Below are 19421 nucleotides of genomic sequence, written 5' to 3'. Positions count from 1 at the left end.
TTTATAAGCCTCTTAGCGAAACGTTTCGCTAAGAGGCTATCATATAAAGCTAACTATCAAAGACAACATGATTGATACGAAAATGTGATCATCACTGAAACGTTTAAGAAGATGATAATTAGAAGATAAAAACTAACTTATTGAATAAGTTAAGCTGAATCGATTTTTTAAAACACGACATTGAAACTTAATAAATTATCACCAAAACCTTTGCATAGGATGAATTTTATCTATAAATAAAGGAAGGTAACTATTCAAGCCCTGGTGTAAATTTTATGCGATTGGTCGAGAAAATATCCCTGTTAGGTCAGTATCTAGAAAGCGGTCTATATGAAAGACGGCAAGCCATTCGCCTGTGCCTGCTGGCCGCTTTATGTGGAGAGAGTGTTTTTCTTCTTGGACCACCAGGAATAGCCAAAAGCCTTATCGCGCGTCGGCTCAAGTTTGTATTTCAAAACGCACATGCTTTTGAGTACCTGATGACCCGTTTTTCCACCCCAGAAGAGATCTTCGGCCCCCTTTCCATCCATGCACTCAAAGATGAAGGGCGTTACCAGCGCCTTACCGAAGGTTATTTACCCGAAGCAGAAATCGTTTTCTTGGATGAAATTTGGAAAGCAGGGCCCGCCATTTTGAATACGTTACTCACCGCGATCAATGAAAAGAAATTCAGAAATGGCAACCAAGAAGAACAGCTACCGATGCGTTTACTGGTTACAGCATCCAATGAACTCCCTGATAGTGATAGCAGTCTGGAAGCACTTTACGATCGTATGTTGATCCGACTCTGGCTAGACAAGATTCAGGAAAAGAAAAATTTTCGAGCCTTACTGACTGACCGAAACAATGAAAATAGCAATCCCGTGCCTGCCCATATTCAAATCACCGATGATGAATTTCAGCAATGGCAAGACAAGATCAACCATGTATTCCTGCCAGCTCATATCTTCGAACTGATTTATCAATTACGCCAACAAATAAATGCTACTGGGAGTACGGCTGATGTCTCAGATCGCCGTTGGAAAAAATCTATTCGCTTACTACAAGCCAGCGCCTTTTTCAGTGGCAGAAGTGAGATCTCTCCGTTAGATATGGTGCTATTAAAAGATTGCCTATGGCACGACTTGAATAGCTTAAAACTCCTGTCCCAATTTTTGCATGTCTTATTGACAGAACAGGCTTATCTACAACATTCCCTCATGCAAAAAATAGAGAAGTTATACCAGCAATGGATACAATCCAACCAAGACGAAATTGACCATCCCCTGCAATTAGTCGCCAGATCCTCTCTGTTTGGTCGCAAGGCTTTCTATTCACTGCCTGAAAATATTGCAGATGAAAAACTGATCCTATTTTTATATCCTTCATTACACATGCATAATATTGAAGTCAATTTCATCGAACTAGATAAAAAATCACTGGAAAATGCCTTAAAAAATAATACAGGAGAACTCTCTGCCTGTTTAAATAGCATTGGTTTTCCTCAAACTATCACGACAGAAATCAATGAAAAGAACCAGCTTACAGTGCTGGATATTAGCCGTAATAGCGCTGTCCTCTGCCTATCTGGTCCCGCAAAAAACACTAATACGGAATGGCGTGAAAAGCTGATATCCATCAGCGATGAAATTCAACAACAACGCTATCTGTTTAATCAACATCAACCCTGTTTATTTATTGAAGAACATTGGCTTACCAGCATTGAACAGAGTTTCCTGCTATTAACCGAAAAACAGAAACAATTGAGATCAAAAATGGGATAGCGACATGTTAACACTAGCCACACTCGATCTCTTACTTTCTATCAACGAAAGCGAGCTGATCGAAGAGATCATTTTGGTACTGTTAGATACCCCTCAGTTAGTTATTTCCTTTGGAAAGTTCCCAAGGCTTAAGAACGCATTGCTGAAAGATCTCCCCTCATGGCAACAAACATTACAGCAGAAAATAAAAGAGACGCTTATTCCTGCTCCATTAGTCGAAGAGTTTCAGTTATACCAGTACATACAATCAATTGACACGGCTAGTTTCTATCAACAGTTACCTAATATCGTAGAGAAACTTCAACAACTCGAATCTCCCTTTGCCAAAGAAGCCGGTATACTCTCCAAAGCATTCTCTGAATACACCTCTTCAGGACAAATGTTGTTTATCCAACACTGGCGACTCAGCTTGATCCTGCAAGCGACGACATTTAACAAGACACTATTAGAACAAGAAAAAGAGCAACTCCTTGCAGAGATCCAGAAGCGATTAACACTCAGTGGCGCCCTTGATCCCATATTTGATCACAATGATCACGCGGCAGGCCAATTATGGGATATGAGTAAAGGACAACTTCACCTGACCACGAAAAATATACAACTATTTACTCTCTATGCTGACTTTCTCAAACAGCAACCTGAGCTGGAGAAACTGGCACAATTACTCGGCCGCAGTCAAACAGCGAAATCAATTCCTAAAGAAATCCCAATTCTGGAACCATTCACCCGATTCGAAAGAGTGCCAGATACTATACCTGAGCAAATTAGCGGGGTTAGACAAAGCGACGACATCTTAAGATTATTACCCGCCGAGCTGGCTATGCTAGGTATTGAAGAGTTGGAATACGAATTTTATCGGCGGCTGGCGGAGAAAAAATTACTGTCCTATCGCTTACAAGGAGACGATTGGCAAGCAAAAACCACGCTCAAACCCATTACACACTACCACAATGAAAAACAGCCTCGGGGGCCATTTATTGTTTGTGTTGATACTTCAGGCTCAATGGGGGGGGTTAATGAGCGATGTGCAAAAGCATTCTGTCTGGCTTTGATGCGTATCGCACTAGCGGATAATCGTCACTGCCATATTATGTTGTTCTCGACACAACTCGTCCATTATGACTTGACATCACCGGATGGACTCACTCAAGCAATGCATTTTCTAGGGCAAACCTTTAGGGGAGGAACCGATCTGGCATCTTGTTTAGATGCAACCGTTAAAAAAATGAAAGAAAATACTTGGGAAGATGCTGATGCTGTTGTTATTTCAGATTTCATTGCCCAACGATTGCCAGACTCCCTAATCCATCAGATAAAAAATCGGCAACAGCATCAACAACACCGCTTCCATGCGGTCTCCCTTTCCCACTATGGAAAACCCGGTATTATGCAGATATTCGACCATATCTGGCGTTTTGATACCGGGCTTACAAGCCGTTTACAAAGAAAGTGGCGAAATTAAAACTTAGAGTACACCTTCAACTGATTCAATAATCTCAGGAGACCAGACACCGCACTGAACCTGACCGATATGAGCCATTTGCAGCAGTAACATCACCAAACGGGATTGACCAATACCACCACCGATAGATTGTGGCATATCACCTTTGAGCAACGCTTGATGCCAATCATATTGCAGGCGATCTTCATCACCAGTCAGTGCAAGCTGACGTTTCAGAGCCTCTGCATCAACACGGATACCCATTGAAGAAATTTCAAAAGCATCCTGTAAAACAGGGTTCCAGACAATAATGTCACCGTTCAGGCCAGAGAAACCATCACAGTTTGGTGTAGTCCAATCGTCATAATCCGGCGCGCGTACATCATGAGCCTGATCATCAGACAACTTACCACCAATGCCCATCAGGAAAATGGCACCAAACTCTTTAGCAGCCTCACGCTCACGACCTTTAGCATCCAGATCAGGGTAACGTTTCAGAAGCTCTTCACTGTGGATAAAGTGAATTTGATCTGGCAGGAACGGTGCCAGACCAAATTCCTTACTTACCGCTTGTTGTGTTTCTTTTATTGCTTCGTAGATTTTACCTACTGTCTGTTTTAAATAGTCGAGTGAACGCTGACCTTCACCCATCACTTTCTCCCAATCCCACTGATCAACAAAGACAGAATGGATAGGAGTCAAGCGATCTTCATCAGGACGCAGAGCTTTCATGTGAGTATACAATCCTTGTTCAGATTGAAAACCAAAGCGACCTAATGTTTTACGTTTCCATTTCGCCAGAGAATGAACCACTTCAAAGGTGTCGCCCGGCAAAGTTTTCACTTTCACCTGAACCGCTTTTTCATGGCCAGATAAGTTGTCCTGAGTACCATCACCAAGACGACTCAAGATCGGTCCTTGAACTTCGATTAAACCAAGTTTTTTCTCTAACAGACGGGAAAAGTATGATTTCACAAAACTAATCTGCTGTTGTTTTTCAATAAAGGATGTTTTCATGATGCAGCTCTCAAAATTTTTAGTGGCCCTGTGTCCTGTTGATATAGATTAAGCAACAAAATGAGGTACAAATTCAATATCTGATAATAAAAATATTGCATAAGGTTTATAAATGATAATTTATACACTATAAAAATGAATATTATTTAAAAACAGGGGTTAAAAATGGCAGAAATTTATCAGATCGATAATTTAGACCGTGACATACTTCACGCTTTAATGGAGAACGCACGTACACCTTACGCAGAATTAGCCAAAAAATTCGCAGTAAGCCCGGGAACCATTCATGTCCGCGTAGAAAAAATGAAGCAATCAGGGATTATTACGGGAACTCGGGTAGATATCAGCGCCAAACAACTGGGGTTTGATGTGTGCTGCTTTATTGGCATCATATTGAAAAGCGCCAAAGATTATCCGGCAGCATTGAAGAAACTCGATATGCTTGATGAGGTCGTTGAGGTTTATTATACCACAGGGCACTACAGCATTTTCATTAAAGTCATGTGCCGATCCATCGAAGCTCTTCAGGACGTACTTATCAACAAGATCCAGACGATTGACGAAATCCAGTCAACAGAAACATTGATCTCCCTGCAAAACCCGATAATGAGGACAATAAAACCTTAAAACGAAAAACCAGTTAACCACATTATCCACAGGTAGATCCCAATAGATTCACTGCGTACAATAGTTGTTCTTTAATTTAGCAAGGATCATGATGAGTACAGTAACCTTAATCAGCGGCAGCACAATGGGTAGCGCCGAATATGTCGCAGAACATATAGCTGAGATCTTAGAAAATAACGGCTTTTCAACAGAGATGCTGCATGGTCCCTCATTGGAAGATCTTCCACTTGAAGGATTATGGCTTGTGGTTACGTCAACGCATGGCGCTGGGGACTTACCTGATAATCTCCAGCCGCTGGCAGATGAGATCACACAACAGCAACCGGATCTCAGTAATATCACATTTGGTGCAGTCGGTATCGGCAGTTCCGAATATGACACCTTCTGTGGCGCGATAAGATCACTGGAACGCTTATTGGAAGATCACGGAGCAAAACGGATCGGCGATCGATTGGAAATCGACATCCTGCAATATGAAATCCCTGAAGATCCGGCCGAAGAATGGGTTAAAGAATGGGCAAAGTTACTCTGATCCGATTAAAAATATAACGATCATCTGTGGATAACTTATCTGAAAAGCAGGGGTTAACCCGTAGTTATCCATTTAACAACTGAGTTCAAATCGAGTGGCTGTGAATAACTTAGCTTTTAGATCCCAGCTTATACTGAGTTGGATCACGGATCATTCACAGCAAATGATCCTTTACAGCGTCATGATCTTTATATGGAAAATCCACTTATCCACAGATGATCGTGATCCTAATAAAAGATCCAATAAAGAGATCTTTAAATAAAAAGATCTTCTTTTAAATAACGATGATCTCTTGCCTCTTGGTCTGAGGTCCAAACTTGAGTAGAATTCTCTCCCTAATGCATATGAAGCATTCTCACTATTGAAGGTTCGCACATGTTTTATCCAGAGCACTTTGACGTCATCATTATCGGCGGGGGTCATGCCGGTACTGAAGCGGCGATGGCCTCCGCACGTATGGGGCGTCAAACCTTACTACTGACTCACAATATTGATACTTTGGGCCAGATGTCATGTAATCCAGCCATTGGTGGGATCGGTAAAGGGCATCTGGTAAAAGAGATCGATGCACTTGGTGGCCTAATGGCAAAAGCCACGGATCAGGCCGGTATTCAGTTTAGAACACTCAATGCCAGTAAAGGCCCGGCTGTTCGGGCAACACGAGCACAAGCGGATCGAGTACTTTACCGACAAGCTGTAAGAACAGCACTGGAAAATCAACCTAACTTAATGATCTTCCAGCAACCCGTTGAAGATCTCATGGTTGAAAACGACACTGTTACAGGTGTTGTTACTCGTATGGGATTGAAATTCAAAGCTAAATCTGTAGTTCTGACTGTAGGGACTTTCCTTGATGGAAAAATTCACATCGGATTGGAAAATTACAGTGGAGGACGGGCAGGTGATCCTCCTGCGATCTCATTGTCTCATCGTTTACGTGAACTGCCTCTGCGCGTAGCTCGCCTGAAAACAGGCACACCACCTCGCATTGATGCACGAACCATTGATTTTAGCCAGCTTGAACAACAACTGGGCGATAACCCAACACCTGTATTTTCATTCATGGGTAATGTCGATCAACACCCACGGCAGATCCCGTGCTACATCACACATACCAATGAAAAAACCCATGAAGTGATCCGCAATAACTTGGATCGCAGTCCAATGTATGCAGGGATCATCGAAGGGATCGGCCCTCGTTACTGTCCTTCCATCGAAGACAAAGTTATGCGTTTTGCGGATCGTAACGCTCACCAGATCTTCCTGGAACCAGAAGGATTGACCAGTAACGAAATCTATCCAAACGGTATTTCGACCAGTCTGCCATTTGATGTTCAGATGCAAATTGTTCACTCCATGAAAGGCATGGAGAATGCCCGTATTATTCGCCCTGGCTATGCGATCGAATATGACTTCTTCGATCCACGTGATTTAAAACAAACACTGGAAAGTAAATTTATTCACGGTCTGTTCTTTGCTGGTCAGATCAATGGTACCACTGGGTATGAAGAAGCGGCTGCACAAGGATTACTGGCTGGTCTCAATGCTGCACGTTATGCCAATGGTGAAGAAGGTTGGTTCCCACGTCGTGATCAGGCTTATATTGGCGTCTTGGTCGATGATCTATGCACACTCGGCACTAAAGAGCCTTACCGCATGTTCACCTCCCGTGCTGAATATCGTTTGATGCTACGTGAAGACAATGCGGATCTTCGATTGACTGAACAAGGTCGCAAACTTGGCTTGGTTGATGATCTTCGTTGGGAACATTACTGCCGCAAATTTGAAATGATCGAACAGGAACGCCAGCGCTTGCGCAATATCTGGGTTCATCCTCACTCTGATAACTTAGAGGATATCAACCAGATGTTGAAAACATCGCTGTCAAAAGAAGCCAACGGTGAAGATTTGCTGCGTCGCCCTGAGATGAATTATGAATTGTTGACATCGTTACCACGTTTCTCTCCTGGGCTGACTGAGCCTCAAGCTGCGGATCAAGTTGAAATTCAAGTGAAATATGAAGGCTATATCGCCCGTCAGCAAGAAGAGATCGAAAAACAGTTACGTAATGAAAATACCGCATTGCCTGTTGATTTGGATTATCAACAAGTGAGCGGGCTTTCCAACGAAGTTATTGCAAAACTGAATGACCATAAACCAAGTTCAATTGGCCAGGCTTCACGGATTTCAGGCATCACTCCGGCAGCAATTTCTATTTTGCTGGTATGGCTGAAAAAACAAGGTCTATTGCGCCGTAGCGCCTAAGGAGACAGATTTTGCTTAACAAATTGGAATCACTGCTGGCGAAAACTGACATTAAGTTATCACTGCCACAAAAACAGCAACTCGTTGCCTATGTTGACATGCTGAATAAATGGAATAAGGCTTATAACCTGACATCCGTCCGTAATCCGGAACAGATGCTGGTTCGGCATATTATGGATAGCATCGTTGTTAATTCATTCCTGCATGGAACGCGTTTTATTGATGTTGGAACAGGCCCTGGCTTGCCAGGAATCCCACTGGCAATTGTACGCCCAGATTCTCATTTCACTTTATTGGATAGTTTGGGAAAACGCGTTCGCTTTTTGCGTCAGGTTCAACATGAATTAGGTTTGAACAATATTGAGCCTGTACAGAGCCGGGTCGAAGAATTTATTCCTGAACCTCTTTTTGATGGGGTGATTAGTCGTGCATTTGCTTCACTGCAAGACATGCTGTCATGGTGCAACCATCTTCCTAAGCCACTTGAAGGGCGTTTTTATGCTTTGAAAGGTGTACTGCCGGAAGATGAATTGGCTGAATTGCCAACGGGGATTGTGCTCGACACCGTCGTTCCTCTCCAAGTCACAGAGTTAGATGAACAGCGTCATTTGGTAATACTTAAGTCAAACTAACTTTGCTATTTGTCAATAAAAATCTAAATAATGAGTGACGTCAACTACATTTAAAATGTAACTGGCGTTACTCATTATTCTCTTCCATGGATTCAACTTTATTTACTGATGATTCACAGAAAACCAACGTTATTTTTATATTGGTAGAATTTCTCTTTTCAAAGATTGTTATCGATTTTCTTTATAAATAAATTTTAGAGAAAGTGAGAAAATAATCATTTAACCTTTTTTATCGATATATCAGATAAAACTGCATAGGTATAATATTAATAGTTTGATTTTCGATAAAAAAATAAAAGATTTTTATCACATATTTAATGATAAATATAATTAATGATTTTTGTTTAATGTGATGTATATCACGTTTAATTTTGAGGTCATACCATTAGTCATTGCAGAATATTAAATGGTATTTGTGAGCGATCTAGCACCAAAGTTAGAAATTTAAATAATTATTCACTTTTTCGCTACTTATGGATTGAATTCATTTTGTCGGCCCGTATAATTTGCACGTTTTTGTCACTTGACACTCTTAAGCAAAGCCAGTTTTATACAACATTCAGCAAAGCCTGATATGTAATGGTGTACCACAGGGAGAAAACAAAAGTCATGTCTGTATCCCTTTACAGCGGTAGAATGGCACTGAAACTGTTATTTTTGCAGTTAATGACTTTTGTTATTCTCAGTGTAGCTTTTTGTACCAAAAGTACAGAGTGGGGCGCTTCCGCTTTTGTTGGTGGGCTAGCATGTTGGCTACCGAATGCCATTTTTATGCTACTTAGCCGCTTCCAAAAGGTAAAAGAAGAAGGGGTTCCAGTACGGATTGCATGGTTTTTCGCGATTAGCGAAGGGGTGAAGGTTATCATTACGATAATCGTGCTGATAGTCGCTTTAGGGGTGTTCAAGGCGGCATTTGCACCACTTGGTGTGGCCTATTTAGCGGTGCTGATTGTGCAGATCATCGCACCTGCCGTAATGAACGGTTAGCGTTTTTAACAACAAAAGGGTAAAAAGCATCATGTCTGCATCAGGAGAAGTTTCAACTTCGGAGTACATAAGTCATCACCTGAAGCACCTTCAGTTGGACTTGCGTACCTTTGAGTTGGTCAATCCCCACGCTAGTGGTTATGAGGCGACGTTTTGGACGTTGAATATCGACTCGCTTTTTTTCTCCATCGTATTAGGGATGTTGTTTCTATTTGTATTCAGAAGAGTCGCGGTTCGCGCCACTGACGGCGTTCCGGGCAAATTTCAGACTGCAATAGAAATGGTAATCGGCTTCGTTGATAACACCGTGCGTGATATGTATCACGGCAAGAGCAAAGTGATAGCTCCTCTGGCTTTGACTGTGTTCGTCTGGGTGTTACTCATGAACGCATTGGATTTGCTGCCAATCGATTTTATTCCTTTAATCGGAGAACACTTCTTCGGCTTGCCTGCTCTGCGTATTGTTCCAACCGCAGACGTCAGTGTCACTTTGTCGATGGCCCTCGGTGTTTTTGTCCTCATTCTGTTCTACAGCATTAAGATGAAAGGAATTCGTGGTTTTGCGAAGGAGCTGACATTGCAGCCTTTCAATCATCCACTCTTTATTCCAATTAACTTAATCTTGGAAGGGGTCAGCTTGCTGTCTAAACCTATATCACTCGGTCTGCGACTGTTTGGTAATATGTATGCTGGCGAATTGATCTTTATTCTTATTGCGGCCCTTCTACCGTGGGGAGCACAGTGGTTACTCAGCCTGCCTTGGGCGATTTTCCACATACTAATTATTACGTTACAAGCCTTTATTTTCATGGTTCTGACGATTGTTTATCTGTCGATGGCATCTGAAGAGCATTAATTTTTATCAATCAATAATTGTGTTTTAACTTGAAACAAACTGGAGACTGTCATGGATATAAACATGGATCTGCTGTACATAGCTGCCGCTATTCTGATGGGTTTGGCGGCTATCGGTGCTGCGATCGGTATCGGCATCCTCGGGGGTAAATTCCTGGAAGGCGCTGCTCGCCAACCTGATCTGATTCCTCTGCTGCGTACGCAGTTCTTTATCGTCATGGGCCTGGTTGACGCCATCCCGATGATTGCTGTGGGCCTGGGCTTGTTTATGATGTTCGCTGTTGGCGGTTAATAAGATAGCAGAACTTAAAATTACGCCAATTCATTAATTGAAATAGAGGTATTGTGTCGTGAATATTAACGCAACAATCCTCGGCCAGGCCTTAGCGTTTGTCCTGTTTGTTTTGTTCTGCATGAAGTATGTATGGCCACCAATTATGGCGGCCATTGAAAAACGTCAGAAAGAGATTGCTGACGGTTTGGCTTCAGCAGAGCGTGCCAAAAAGAACCTGGACTTAGCGCAAGCCAATGCGACCGACCAACTGAAAAAAGCGAAAGCTGATGCACAAGTTATCATTGAGCAGGCTAATAAACAAAAAGCCCAAATTATCGATGATGCTAAAGCAGAAGCAGAGCTGGAACGTAACAGAATTGTAGCGCAAGCCCATGCTGAAATTGAAGCTGAACGCAAGCGCGCTCGTGAAGAGTTACGTAAACAGGTTGCGATGCTGGCGATCGCAGGTGCCGAGAAAATCATCGAACGTTCCGTGGATGAAGCTGCTAACAGCGACATCGTTGATAAACTGGTCGCTGAACTGTAAGGAGGGAGGGGCATGTCTGAATTCGCTACGGTAGCTCGCCCCTACGCCAAAGCAGCTTTTGACTTTGCTGTAGAACACCAGTCGCTTGAACACTGGCAGAACATGCTGGCGTTCATTGCTGAGGTTACTCGCAATGAGCAGGTTGGTGAGCTGCTTTCTGGTTCATTAGCACCGGAAACGTTAGCCAAAACCTTCATCACCCTTTGTGGTGAGCAGGTTGATGAGCATGCTCAGAACTTTATTCGTGTAATGGCAGAAAATGGTCGCTTGCTGGTATTGCCAGAAGTCTTCCAGCAATTTATCCAATTGCGTGCGTCACTTGAATCGACTATCAATGTTGAAGTGGCTTCTGCGTCCGAACTGAATGAGCAGCAGCAGGCTAAAATTTCTGCGGCGATGGAAAAACGTCTGTCACGCAAAGTGAAGCTGAATTGCAAAATTGACAAGTCTGTTATTGCCGGTGTCATTATCCGTGCAGGTGACATGGTAATAGATGGCAGTATTCGTGGCCGTCTGGATCGTTTAACAGACGTCTTGCAGTCTTAAGGGGACTGGAGCATATGCAACTGAATTCCACCGAAATCAGCGAACTGATCAAACAGCGTATTGCTCAGTTCAATGTCGTGAGCGAAGCTCACAATGAAGGTACGATTGTTTCCGTTAACGACGGTATCATTCGTATCCACGGTTTAGCCGATGTCATGCAGGGTGAAATGCTTTCCCTGCCTGGCAACCGTTACGCAATTGCACTGAACCTGGAGCGCGACTCTGTAGGTGCGGTTGTGATGGGTCCGTATGCTGACTTGGCCGAAGGCATGAAAGTCAAATGTACTGGCCGTATTTTGGAAGTGCCTGTTGGTCGTGGCCTGCTGGGTCGTGTTGTTAACACCCTGGGTGAGCCAATTGATGGTAAGGGCGCTATTGAGAACGATGGCTTCTCACCGGTAGAAGTTATCGCACCAGGTGTTATCGATCGCCAATCCGTTGACCAGCCTGTCCAGACAGGTTACAAATCCGTTGATGCCATGATCCCAATCGGCCGTGGCCAGCGTGAACTGGTAATCGGCGACCGTCAGACCGGTAAAACTGCTCTGGCTATTGATGCGATCATCAACCAGCGTAATTCTGGTATCAAATGTGTCTACGTTGCGATTGGTCAGAAAGCCTCTACCATTGCTAACGTAGTTCGTAAACTGGAAGAACACAACGCACTGGAAAACACTATCGTTGTTGTTGCATCCGCTTCTGAATCTGCGGCCCTGCAATATCTGGCACCTTACTCTGGTTGTGCGATGGGTGAATACTTCCGTGATCGCGGTGAAGATGCACTGATTGTTTACGATGATCTGTCTAAACAGGCTGTAGCATACCGTCAGATTTCCCTGTTGCTGCGTCGTCCACCTGGACGTGAAGCATACCCTGGTGACGTTTTCTACCTGCACTCCCGTTTGCTGGAGCGTGCAGCGCGTGTTAACGCTGAATACGTTGAAAAGTTCACTAATGGTGAAGTGAAGGGTAAAACCGGTTCTCTGACCGCACTGCCAATCATTGAAACTCAGGCGGGTGACGTTTCTGCATTCGTACCAACAAACGTTATCTCCATCACTGATGGTCAGATCTTCCTTGAATCGTCTCTGTTCAACTCAGGTATCCGTCCAGCGGTTAACCCAGGGATTTCCGTATCCCGTGTAGGTGGTGCTGCTCAGACTAAGATCATCAAGAAACTGTCTGGTGGTATTCGTACCGCTCTGGCTCAGTACCGTGAACTGGCAGCATTCTCCCAGTTTGCTTCTGATCTGGATGATGCAACGCGTAAGCAGTTGGATCATGGTCAGAAAGTCACTGAATTGCTGAAACAGAAACAATATCAGCCGATGTCCATTGCACAGCAGGCTCTGTCTCTGTTTGCTGCTGAGCGTGGTTATCTGGAAGATATCGAAATCGCAAAAGTGGTCAGTTTCGAAGCTGCGCTGTTGGCGTATGCTAACCGTGAACATGCTGATCTTCTGAAAGAGATTGACCAGTCTGGTGATTACAATGGAGAGATCGAAGCTAAGCTGAAAGCTCTGTTGGAATCCTTCAAGGCGACTCAGTCCTGGTAACACTATTCGGCCCTGTTTGATTCTATTTAATGAAAAAACTTGGGCCGTCTGGTTGAATTCGGAGAAGCAGAAATGGCCGGCGCAAAAGAGATACGTACCAAGATCGCCAGTGTGCAGAACACGCAAAAAATCACTAAAGCGATGGAGATGGTCGCCGCGTCCAAAATGCGTAAAACGCAGGATCGCATGGCGGCCAGTCGTCCTTATGCAGAAACCATTCGCAATGTAATTGGACACCTTGCGTTAGGTAATCTGGAATACAAACATCCATACCTTGAAGAGCGCGAAGTCAAGCGTGTTGGGTACGTGGTTGTTTCGACTGATCGTGGTTTATGTGGCGGTTTGAACATTAACGTGTTCAAAAAATTGCTGATAGAAATGAAAGACTGGTCTGATAAAAACGTCCAAGTTGATTTGGCGCTTATTGGATCAAAAGCGGTTTCCTTCTTTTCTTCTGTTGGTGGCAACATTGTTGCTCAAGTAACAGGGATGGGAGATAACCCGTCATTATCCGAACTAATCGGGCCAGTCCACGTCATGATGCAAGCATATGACGAAGGGCGTCTGGATAAACTGTATATAGTGACAAATAAGTTCATGAATACAATGTCTCAGGTTCCGACGATCACTCAGTTATTGCCTCTGCCAGCCGGAGACGATGAAACACTGAAGAAGAAGTCTTGGGACTATTTGTATGAACCTGATCCTAAGGCGCTGTTGGATACCCTGTTGCGCCGCTATATAGAAGCGCAAGTTTATCAGGGCGTCGTTGAAAACCTGGCTAGTGAACAGGCCGCACGAATGGTAGCGATGAAAGCCGCGACTGATAACGGTGGCAACCTGATCAAAGAGTTGCAGTTGGTTTACAACAAAGCTCGTCAGGCCAGCATCACTCAGGAACTCACCGAAATCGTTTCGGGTGCTTCTGCGGTTTAACAGCTAGGTTTACGAATTACGTAGAGGATTCAAGATGGCTACTGGAAAGATTATCCAGGTAATCGGCGCCGTGGTGGACGTCGAATTCCCTCAGGACAGCGTACCAAAAGTATACGATGCCCTTGAGGTTAAAAATGGTGAAGAAAAACTGGTGCTGGAAGTTCAGCAGCAGTTAGGTGGTGGTATTGTTCGTTGTATCGCAATGGGTACCTCCGATGGCCTGCGCCGTAATTTGGACGTGACTGATTTAGGACACCCAATCGAAGTACCAGTGGGTAAAGCGACACTGGGCCGTATCATGAACGTATTGGGTGATCCAATTGACATGAAAGGTGAGATCGGCGAAGAAGAGCGCTGGTCAATTCACCGTACAGCACCATCCTATGAAGAGTTATCTAACTCTCAGGAATTGCTGGAAACCGGTATCAAAGTTATGGACTTGATCTGCCCATTCGCTAAGGGTGGTAAAGTTGGTCTGTTTGGTGGTGCCGGTGTAGGTAAAACCGTTAACATGATGGAGCTGATCCGTAACATCGCGATTGAGCACTCAGGTTACTCCGTATTTGCCGGTGTTGGTGAGCGTACCCGTGAAGGTAACGACTTCTATCATGAAATGACCGATTCAAACGTACTGGACAAAGTATCTCTGGTATACGGTCAGATGAATGAGCCACCAGGAAACCGTCTGCGTGTTGCATTGACCGGTTTGACGATGGCGGAAAAATTCCGCGATGAAGGCCGTGACGTTCTGTTGTTCGTTGATAACATTTACCGTTATACCCTGGCAGGGACAGAAGTATCTGCACTGTTGGGCCGTATGCCATCTGCGGTAGGTTATCAGCCAACGTTGGCAGAAGAGATGGGTGCTCTGCAAGAGCGTATCACCTCAACTAAAACGGGCTCCATCACCTCCGTACAGGCAGTTTACGTTCCTGCGGATGACTTGACTGACCCATCACCTGCGACAACCTTTGCTCACTTGGATGCAACTGTCGTATTGAGCCGTCAGATCGCATCTTTGGGTATTTACCCTGCGGTTGATCCACTGGATTCAACCAGCCGTCAGCTTGACCCACTGGTTGTTGGTCAGGAGCATTATGACGTGGCTCGTGGTGTACAGTCTATTCTGCAACGTTATCAGGAACTGAAAGACATCATCGCCATTCTGGGTATGGACGAACTGTCTGAAGACGACAAGCTGGTTGTGGCACGTGCCCGTAAGATCCAGCGCTTCCTGTCTCAGCCATTCTTCGTTGCAGAAGTTTTCACCGGCTCACCAGGTAAATTCGTTTCTCTGAAAGACACTATCCGTGGCTTCAAAGGCATCCTGAACGGTGATTATGACCACCTGCCAGAGCAGGCGTTCTACATGGTTGGTGCCATCGAAGAAGCTGTGGAAAAAGCGAAAACGCTTTAATACGGCTGACGGGAGGTTGATATGGCTGCAATGACGTTCTCCCTGAACGTAGTCAGTGCTGAAAAACAGATGTTTGAAGGGCTGGTACAGAAAATTCAGGTGACAGGTAGTGAAGGTGAGCTGGGGATCTATCCTCAACACACACCACTGCTTACTGCCATAAAACCGGGCATGATACGTATTGTTAAGCAGTTTGGTGAAGAAGAATTTATCTACCTGTCAGGTGGTATTCTTGAAGTTCAGCCAAACGGCGTTATCGTACTGGCCGATACAGCGATCCGTGGTAAGGATTTGGACGAAGCTAAAGTGCTTGAAGCCAAGCGCAAGGCAGAAGAACACATCCGTAATTCTCACGGCGATGTTGATTATGCTCAGGCATCTGCTGAATTGTCGAAAGCGATCGCGAAACTTCGCGTTATCGAGCTGACAAAAAAAATGATGTAATAAATACCCAATAGATTTCGAATTGCATCCAAATTAGGCTGCAACTTGAAAGATGAAGGGTATAGGCAGTTAGATAAAAAGCCAGTTGGTGAAAACTAACTGGCTTTTTTGCATTGCGAAATATGTGGCAATTTATTTCGCAAACAGGTTTACTTTCATACTTAAAAATTGGGATTGTCAGGTTTCTTATGTCTGTGATTGCAAATAATGATAACGCAAATAGTGTCGGTACAAAAAGTGTCGTGATCCTTGCCGCAGGCAAGGGAACTCGCATGTATTCCGTGCTTCCTAAAGTTCTGCACTTATTGGCTGGTAAGCCGATGGTTCAGCATGTTATTGATACCGCAATGGAGTTGGGCGCCCAAAATGTTCATCTGGTTTATGGTCATGGTGGTGATTTGATGAAACAAGCACTTTCTGGCCAAGATCTGAACTGGGTACTACAAGCTGAACAGCTTGGTACTGGTCATGCCATGCAGCAAGCGGCTCCGCATTTTTCGGATAATGAAGATATTCTGATCCTTTACGGTGATGTACCCTTGATTGGCAAAGATACTTTGGCGCGTTTGATTAAAGCTAAGCCAGAGGGTGGAATTGGTTTATTAACTGCCATACTGGATAATCCAACGGGCTATGGTCGTATCATTCGTGAAGATGGTGAAGTGACGGGCATTATCGAACAGAAAGATGCAACGGAAGAACAGCGTAAAATCAACGAGATTAACACTGGTATTTTGGTAGCGAATGGCGGTGATTTGAAACGTTGGTTATCCAGGTTGGAAAACAATAACGCACAAGGAGAATATTACCTGACGGATGTTATTGCACTGGCACACAAAGAAGGTCGTCAAATCAAGGCGGTACACCCAAGTCGTTTAAGTGAGATGGAAGGGGTCAACAATCGTCTGCAACTTTCTGCCTTAGAGCGTATTTACCAATCTGAGCAAGCAGAAAAATTACTGCTGGCGGGCGTCATGTTGTTAGATCCTGCTCGTTTTGATTTGCGCGGAACATTAGAACATGGTCGAGATGTGGTGATTGATACCAGTGTGATTATTAAAGGTCATGTCACATTGGGAAATAATGTTCAGATTGGCTCTGGTTGTATCCTGAAAGATTGCGTTATTGGTGATGGGGCAGTCATTGACCCTTACACTATCATCGAAGATTCTGAAATTGCGGCCGAATGCACTATTGGGCCTTTTGCCCGTTTACGCCCTGGCTCCAAATTGGCGGAAAAAGCTCACGTTGGCAATTTCGTTGAAATGAAAAAATCCTCACTTGGCAAAGGTTCCAAGGCTGGTCACCTGACTTATCTTGGTGATTCTGAAATTGGCAATAATGTAAATATTGGTGCGGGAACCATTACTTGTAACTATGATGGCGCCAATAAATTTAAGACCATCATTGGTGATGATGTTTTTGTTGGTTCTGACACCCAACTTGTTGCGCCAGTTACGGTAGCAAAAGGTGCGACTATTGGCGCCGGAACCACAGTAACAAAAGACATTGCTGAGAACGAATTGGTTATCAGCCGTGTAAAGCAAACCCATATTAAAAACTGGCAGCGTCCAGTGAAGAAAAAATAATTAAGATATATCCATAATAAAAATCCCCATCTCTACAAAGCTCGGGGACGGCAAAGCCGGAACACAATCAGGTTGGCGACATAAAAGGGCTTCATCGCCCTGTTTTTAGGAATAAAATAAAATGTGTGGAATTGTTGGTGCAGTAGCACAACGGGATATTGCAGAAATATTGATCGAAGGTCTTCGTCGCCTTGAGTACCGTGGTTATGACTCTGCGGGTATGGCTGTCGTTGACAGTGAAAACCGCATGACCCGTCTGCGTGAAGTAGGTAAAGTGCAGATGCTGGCTGATGAAGCGGACAAACAGCCGGTTATTGGTGGTACGGGGATTGCCCATACTCGTTGGGCGACTCACGGTGAACCAAGCGAGCGCAATGCCCATCCCCATGTTTCTGAACATATTGCTGTTGTGCATAATGGCATTATTGAAAACCACGAAGAACTGCGCGAAGAATTAAAAGCGCGTGGTTACACCTTCTCTTCTGATACAGACACAGAAACTATCGCTCATCTTGTTCACTGGGAACAGCAACAAGGCGGTTCACTGCTCGAAGTGGTTCAGCGTGTGATTCCAAAATTGCGTGGCGCTTATGGCACCGTAATTATGGATAGCCGTCATCCTGATGTGCTGATCGCTGCGCGTTCTGGCAGCCCATTGGTTATTGGTTTAGGTGTAGGGGAAAACTTCCTTGCATCTGACCAATTAGCGTTACTACCGGTGACTCGTCGCTTTATCTATCTGGAAGAGGGGGATATCGCAGAAATCACTCGCCGTACCGTTCGAATCTTTGATGTACAGGGCGAAGTGGTTGAGCGCGAACAAATTGAATCTAACGTTCAGTACGATGCAGGTGATAAAGGTGTATACCGCCATTACATGCAGAAAGAGATTTACGAACAACCGATGGCGATCAAAAGCACATTGGAAGGCCGTTTAAGCAATGGTCAGGTAAATCTGTCAGAACTGGGCGCTAATGCTGCGGAATTGCTGTCTCAAGTTGAGCATATCCAAATCGTTGCCTGCGGTACTTCCTACAATGCGGGAATGGTTTCGCGCTACTGGTTCGAATCACTGGCAGGTATTCCATGTGATGTTGAAATCGCTTCTGAATTTCGTTACCGCAAGCCAGCGCGCCGTAAAGGAAGCCTGCTGATCACCCTGTCCCAATCTGGTGAAACGGCTGATACCTTGGCTGCCCTGCGGTTATCCAAAGAACTGGGTTATCTGACTTCGTTGACCATCTGTAACGTTGCCGGTTCCTCTTTGGTACGTGAATCTGAATTTGCCCTGATGACCAAAGCAGGGGCTGAAATCGGCGTGGCATCCACTAAAGCCTTTACCACCCAGCTAACTGTGTTGCTGATGCTGGTGGCTTACATAGGACGCCTGAAAGATGCAGATGCAGCACTGGAACAAGATATTGTCCATGCCCTACATGCCCTGCCAAGCCGCATTGAAAGCATGTTATCTAAAGACAAGCTGATTGAAGCATTGGCAGAAGATTTCTCTGAAAAACATCATGCACTGTTCCTTGGCCGTGGCGATCAATACCCGATAGCGGTTGAAGGTGCACTGAAACTGAAAGAGATCTCCTATATTCACGCAGAAGCCTATGCTGCTGGTGAATTGAAACATGGCCCGTTAGCACTGATCGATGCGGATATGCCGGTTATTATCGTTGCACCGAACAACGAATTACTGGAAAAATTGAAATCTAACATCGAAGAAGTCCGTGCCCGTGGCGGTTTGTTGTATGTCTTCGCCGATCAGGATGCAGGTTTCACTAACAGCGAAAACATGAAGATCATCTCCCTGCCTCACGTAGAAGAGCTGATCGCACCGATCTTCTATACCGTACCACTGCAATTACTGTCTTACCATGTTGCATTGATCAAAGGTACGGATGTGGATCAGCCGAGGAATTTGGCGAAGTCGGTGACGGTGGAGTAAGAGCCAATCTGTTTTAGTGTAGAAGAATAAAAAAGTTTTAAT

The 19421-nt window shown here is 44.4% G+C and carries 18 protein-coding genes; 17 read left to right on the top strand and 1 reads right to left on the bottom strand.

All coding sequences use genetic code 11. From position 1 onward, the window contains the following. Nucleotides 1-275 precede the first annotated feature (275 nt). Complete coding sequence (gene ravA, locus BDE27_RS05560) at nt 276-1763, top strand: ATPase RavA (protein WP_099132896.1); 1488 nt, start codon at nt 276-278, stop codon at nt 1761-1763. A gap of 4 nt (nt 1764-1767) precedes the next feature. Next, on the top strand, nt 1768-3225 hold the full coding sequence (viaA, locus tag BDE27_RS05555; protein WP_099132897.1) for an ATPase RavA stimulator ViaA: 1458 nt from the start codon (nt 1768-1770) through the stop codon (nt 3223-3225). Between the two features lie 3 nt (nt 3226-3228). On the opposite strand, the gene asnA is transcribed toward viaA, so the two are convergent. After that, nucleotides 3229-4221, bottom strand: a complete 993-nt coding sequence (gene asnA, locus BDE27_RS05550) for an aspartate--ammonia ligase (RefSeq protein ID WP_099132898.1) — start codon at nt 4219-4221, stop codon at nt 3229-3231. A gap of 165 nt (nt 4222-4386) precedes the next feature. Here asnA and asnC point away from each other — a divergent pair, with 165 nt between their 5' ends. From asnC to glmS, 15 genes are all read left to right on the top strand, one after another. After that, entirely contained in the window at nt 4387-4848 is a 462-nt protein-coding gene (gene asnC / locus BDE27_RS05545) for a transcriptional regulator AsnC (RefSeq protein ID WP_074018962.1), read from the top strand. 91 nt (nt 4849-4939) lie between these two features. Continuing rightward, nucleotides 4940-5380, top strand: a complete 441-nt coding sequence (mioC, locus tag BDE27_RS05540; RefSeq protein ID WP_099132899.1) for an FMN-binding protein MioC — start codon at nt 4940-4942, stop codon at nt 5378-5380. A gap of 375 nt (nt 5381-5755) precedes the next feature. Next, entirely contained in the window at nt 5756-7645 is a 1890-nt protein-coding gene (mnmG, locus tag BDE27_RS05535) for a tRNA uridine-5-carboxymethylaminomethyl(34) synthesis enzyme MnmG (RefSeq protein WP_099132900.1), read from the top strand. 11 nt (nt 7646-7656) lie between these two features. Next, nucleotides 7657-8277, top strand: a complete 621-nt coding sequence (gene rsmG, locus BDE27_RS05530; protein ID WP_099132901.1) for a 16S rRNA (guanine(527)-N(7))-methyltransferase RsmG — start codon at nt 7657-7659, stop codon at nt 8275-8277. Nucleotides 8278-8886: 609 nt separating this feature from the next. After that, nucleotides 8887-9264, top strand: a complete 378-nt coding sequence (gene atpI, locus BDE27_RS05525) for a F0F1 ATP synthase subunit I (RefSeq protein WP_099132975.1) — start codon at nt 8887-8889, stop codon at nt 9262-9264. Between the two features lie 31 nt (nt 9265-9295). Next, nucleotides 9296-10120: a F0F1 ATP synthase subunit A gene (gene atpB / locus BDE27_RS05520; protein WP_047770879.1), complete on the top strand. Its 825-nt coding sequence runs from the start codon at nt 9296-9298 to the stop codon at nt 10118-10120. A 51-nt stretch (nt 10121-10171) separates the two neighbouring features. After that, the gene (gene atpE, locus BDE27_RS05515) at nt 10172-10411 is read left to right on the top strand and encodes a F0F1 ATP synthase subunit C (protein WP_045967711.1); all 240 of its coding nucleotides are present in this window, start codon (nt 10172-10174) and stop codon (nt 10409-10411) included. A 58-nt stretch (nt 10412-10469) separates the two neighbouring features. Beyond that, the gene (atpF, locus tag BDE27_RS05510) at nt 10470-10940 is read left to right on the top strand and encodes a F0F1 ATP synthase subunit B (RefSeq protein ID WP_047770880.1); all 471 of its coding nucleotides are present in this window, start codon (nt 10470-10472) and stop codon (nt 10938-10940) included. Between the two features lie 12 nt (nt 10941-10952). Next, the gene (gene atpH / locus BDE27_RS05505) at nt 10953-11486 is read left to right on the top strand and encodes a F0F1 ATP synthase subunit delta (protein WP_099132902.1); all 534 of its coding nucleotides are present in this window, start codon (nt 10953-10955) and stop codon (nt 11484-11486) included. Nucleotides 11487-11500: 14 nt separating this feature from the next. Further along, the gene (atpA, locus tag BDE27_RS05500; RefSeq protein ID WP_099132903.1) at nt 11501-13042 is read left to right on the top strand and encodes a F0F1 ATP synthase subunit alpha; all 1542 of its coding nucleotides are present in this window, start codon (nt 11501-11503) and stop codon (nt 13040-13042) included. A gap of 72 nt (nt 13043-13114) precedes the next feature. Then, on the top strand, nt 13115-13978 hold the full coding sequence (gene atpG / locus BDE27_RS05495; protein WP_074019112.1) for a F0F1 ATP synthase subunit gamma: 864 nt from the start codon (nt 13115-13117) through the stop codon (nt 13976-13978). Nucleotides 13979-14012: 34 nt separating this feature from the next. After that, entirely contained in the window at nt 14013-15395 is a 1383-nt protein-coding gene (gene atpD / locus BDE27_RS05490; protein ID WP_099132904.1) for a F0F1 ATP synthase subunit beta, read from the top strand. Nucleotides 15396-15416: 21 nt separating this feature from the next. Continuing rightward, a complete protein-coding gene (locus BDE27_RS05485) occupies nt 15417-15839 on the top strand; it encodes a F0F1 ATP synthase subunit epsilon (RefSeq protein ID WP_045967700.1) in 423 nt (140 codons plus the stop codon). Nucleotides 15840-16027: 188 nt separating this feature from the next. Then, nucleotides 16028-17428 carry a bifunctional UDP-N-acetylglucosamine diphosphorylase/glucosamine-1-phosphate N-acetyltransferase GlmU gene (gene glmU, locus BDE27_RS05480; RefSeq protein ID WP_099132976.1) on the top strand — a complete coding sequence of 467 codons (1401 nt, stop codon included), beginning with the start codon at nt 16028-16030 and terminating at the stop codon, nt 17426-17428. Between the two features lie 121 nt (nt 17429-17549). After that, nucleotides 17550-19379, top strand: a complete 1830-nt coding sequence (gene glmS, locus BDE27_RS05475) for a glutamine--fructose-6-phosphate transaminase (isomerizing) (protein ID WP_099132905.1) — start codon at nt 17550-17552, stop codon at nt 19377-19379. Nucleotides 19380-19421: the final 42 nt, after the last annotated feature.

The organism is Xenorhabdus ehlersii, from assembly GCF_003610465.1.
GTDB lineage: Bacteria > Pseudomonadota > Gammaproteobacteria > Enterobacterales > Enterobacteriaceae > Xenorhabdus > Xenorhabdus ehlersii.
Note: the sequence above shows the minus strand (reverse complement) of the source record. Positions and strands in the feature narration are given on the sequence as shown.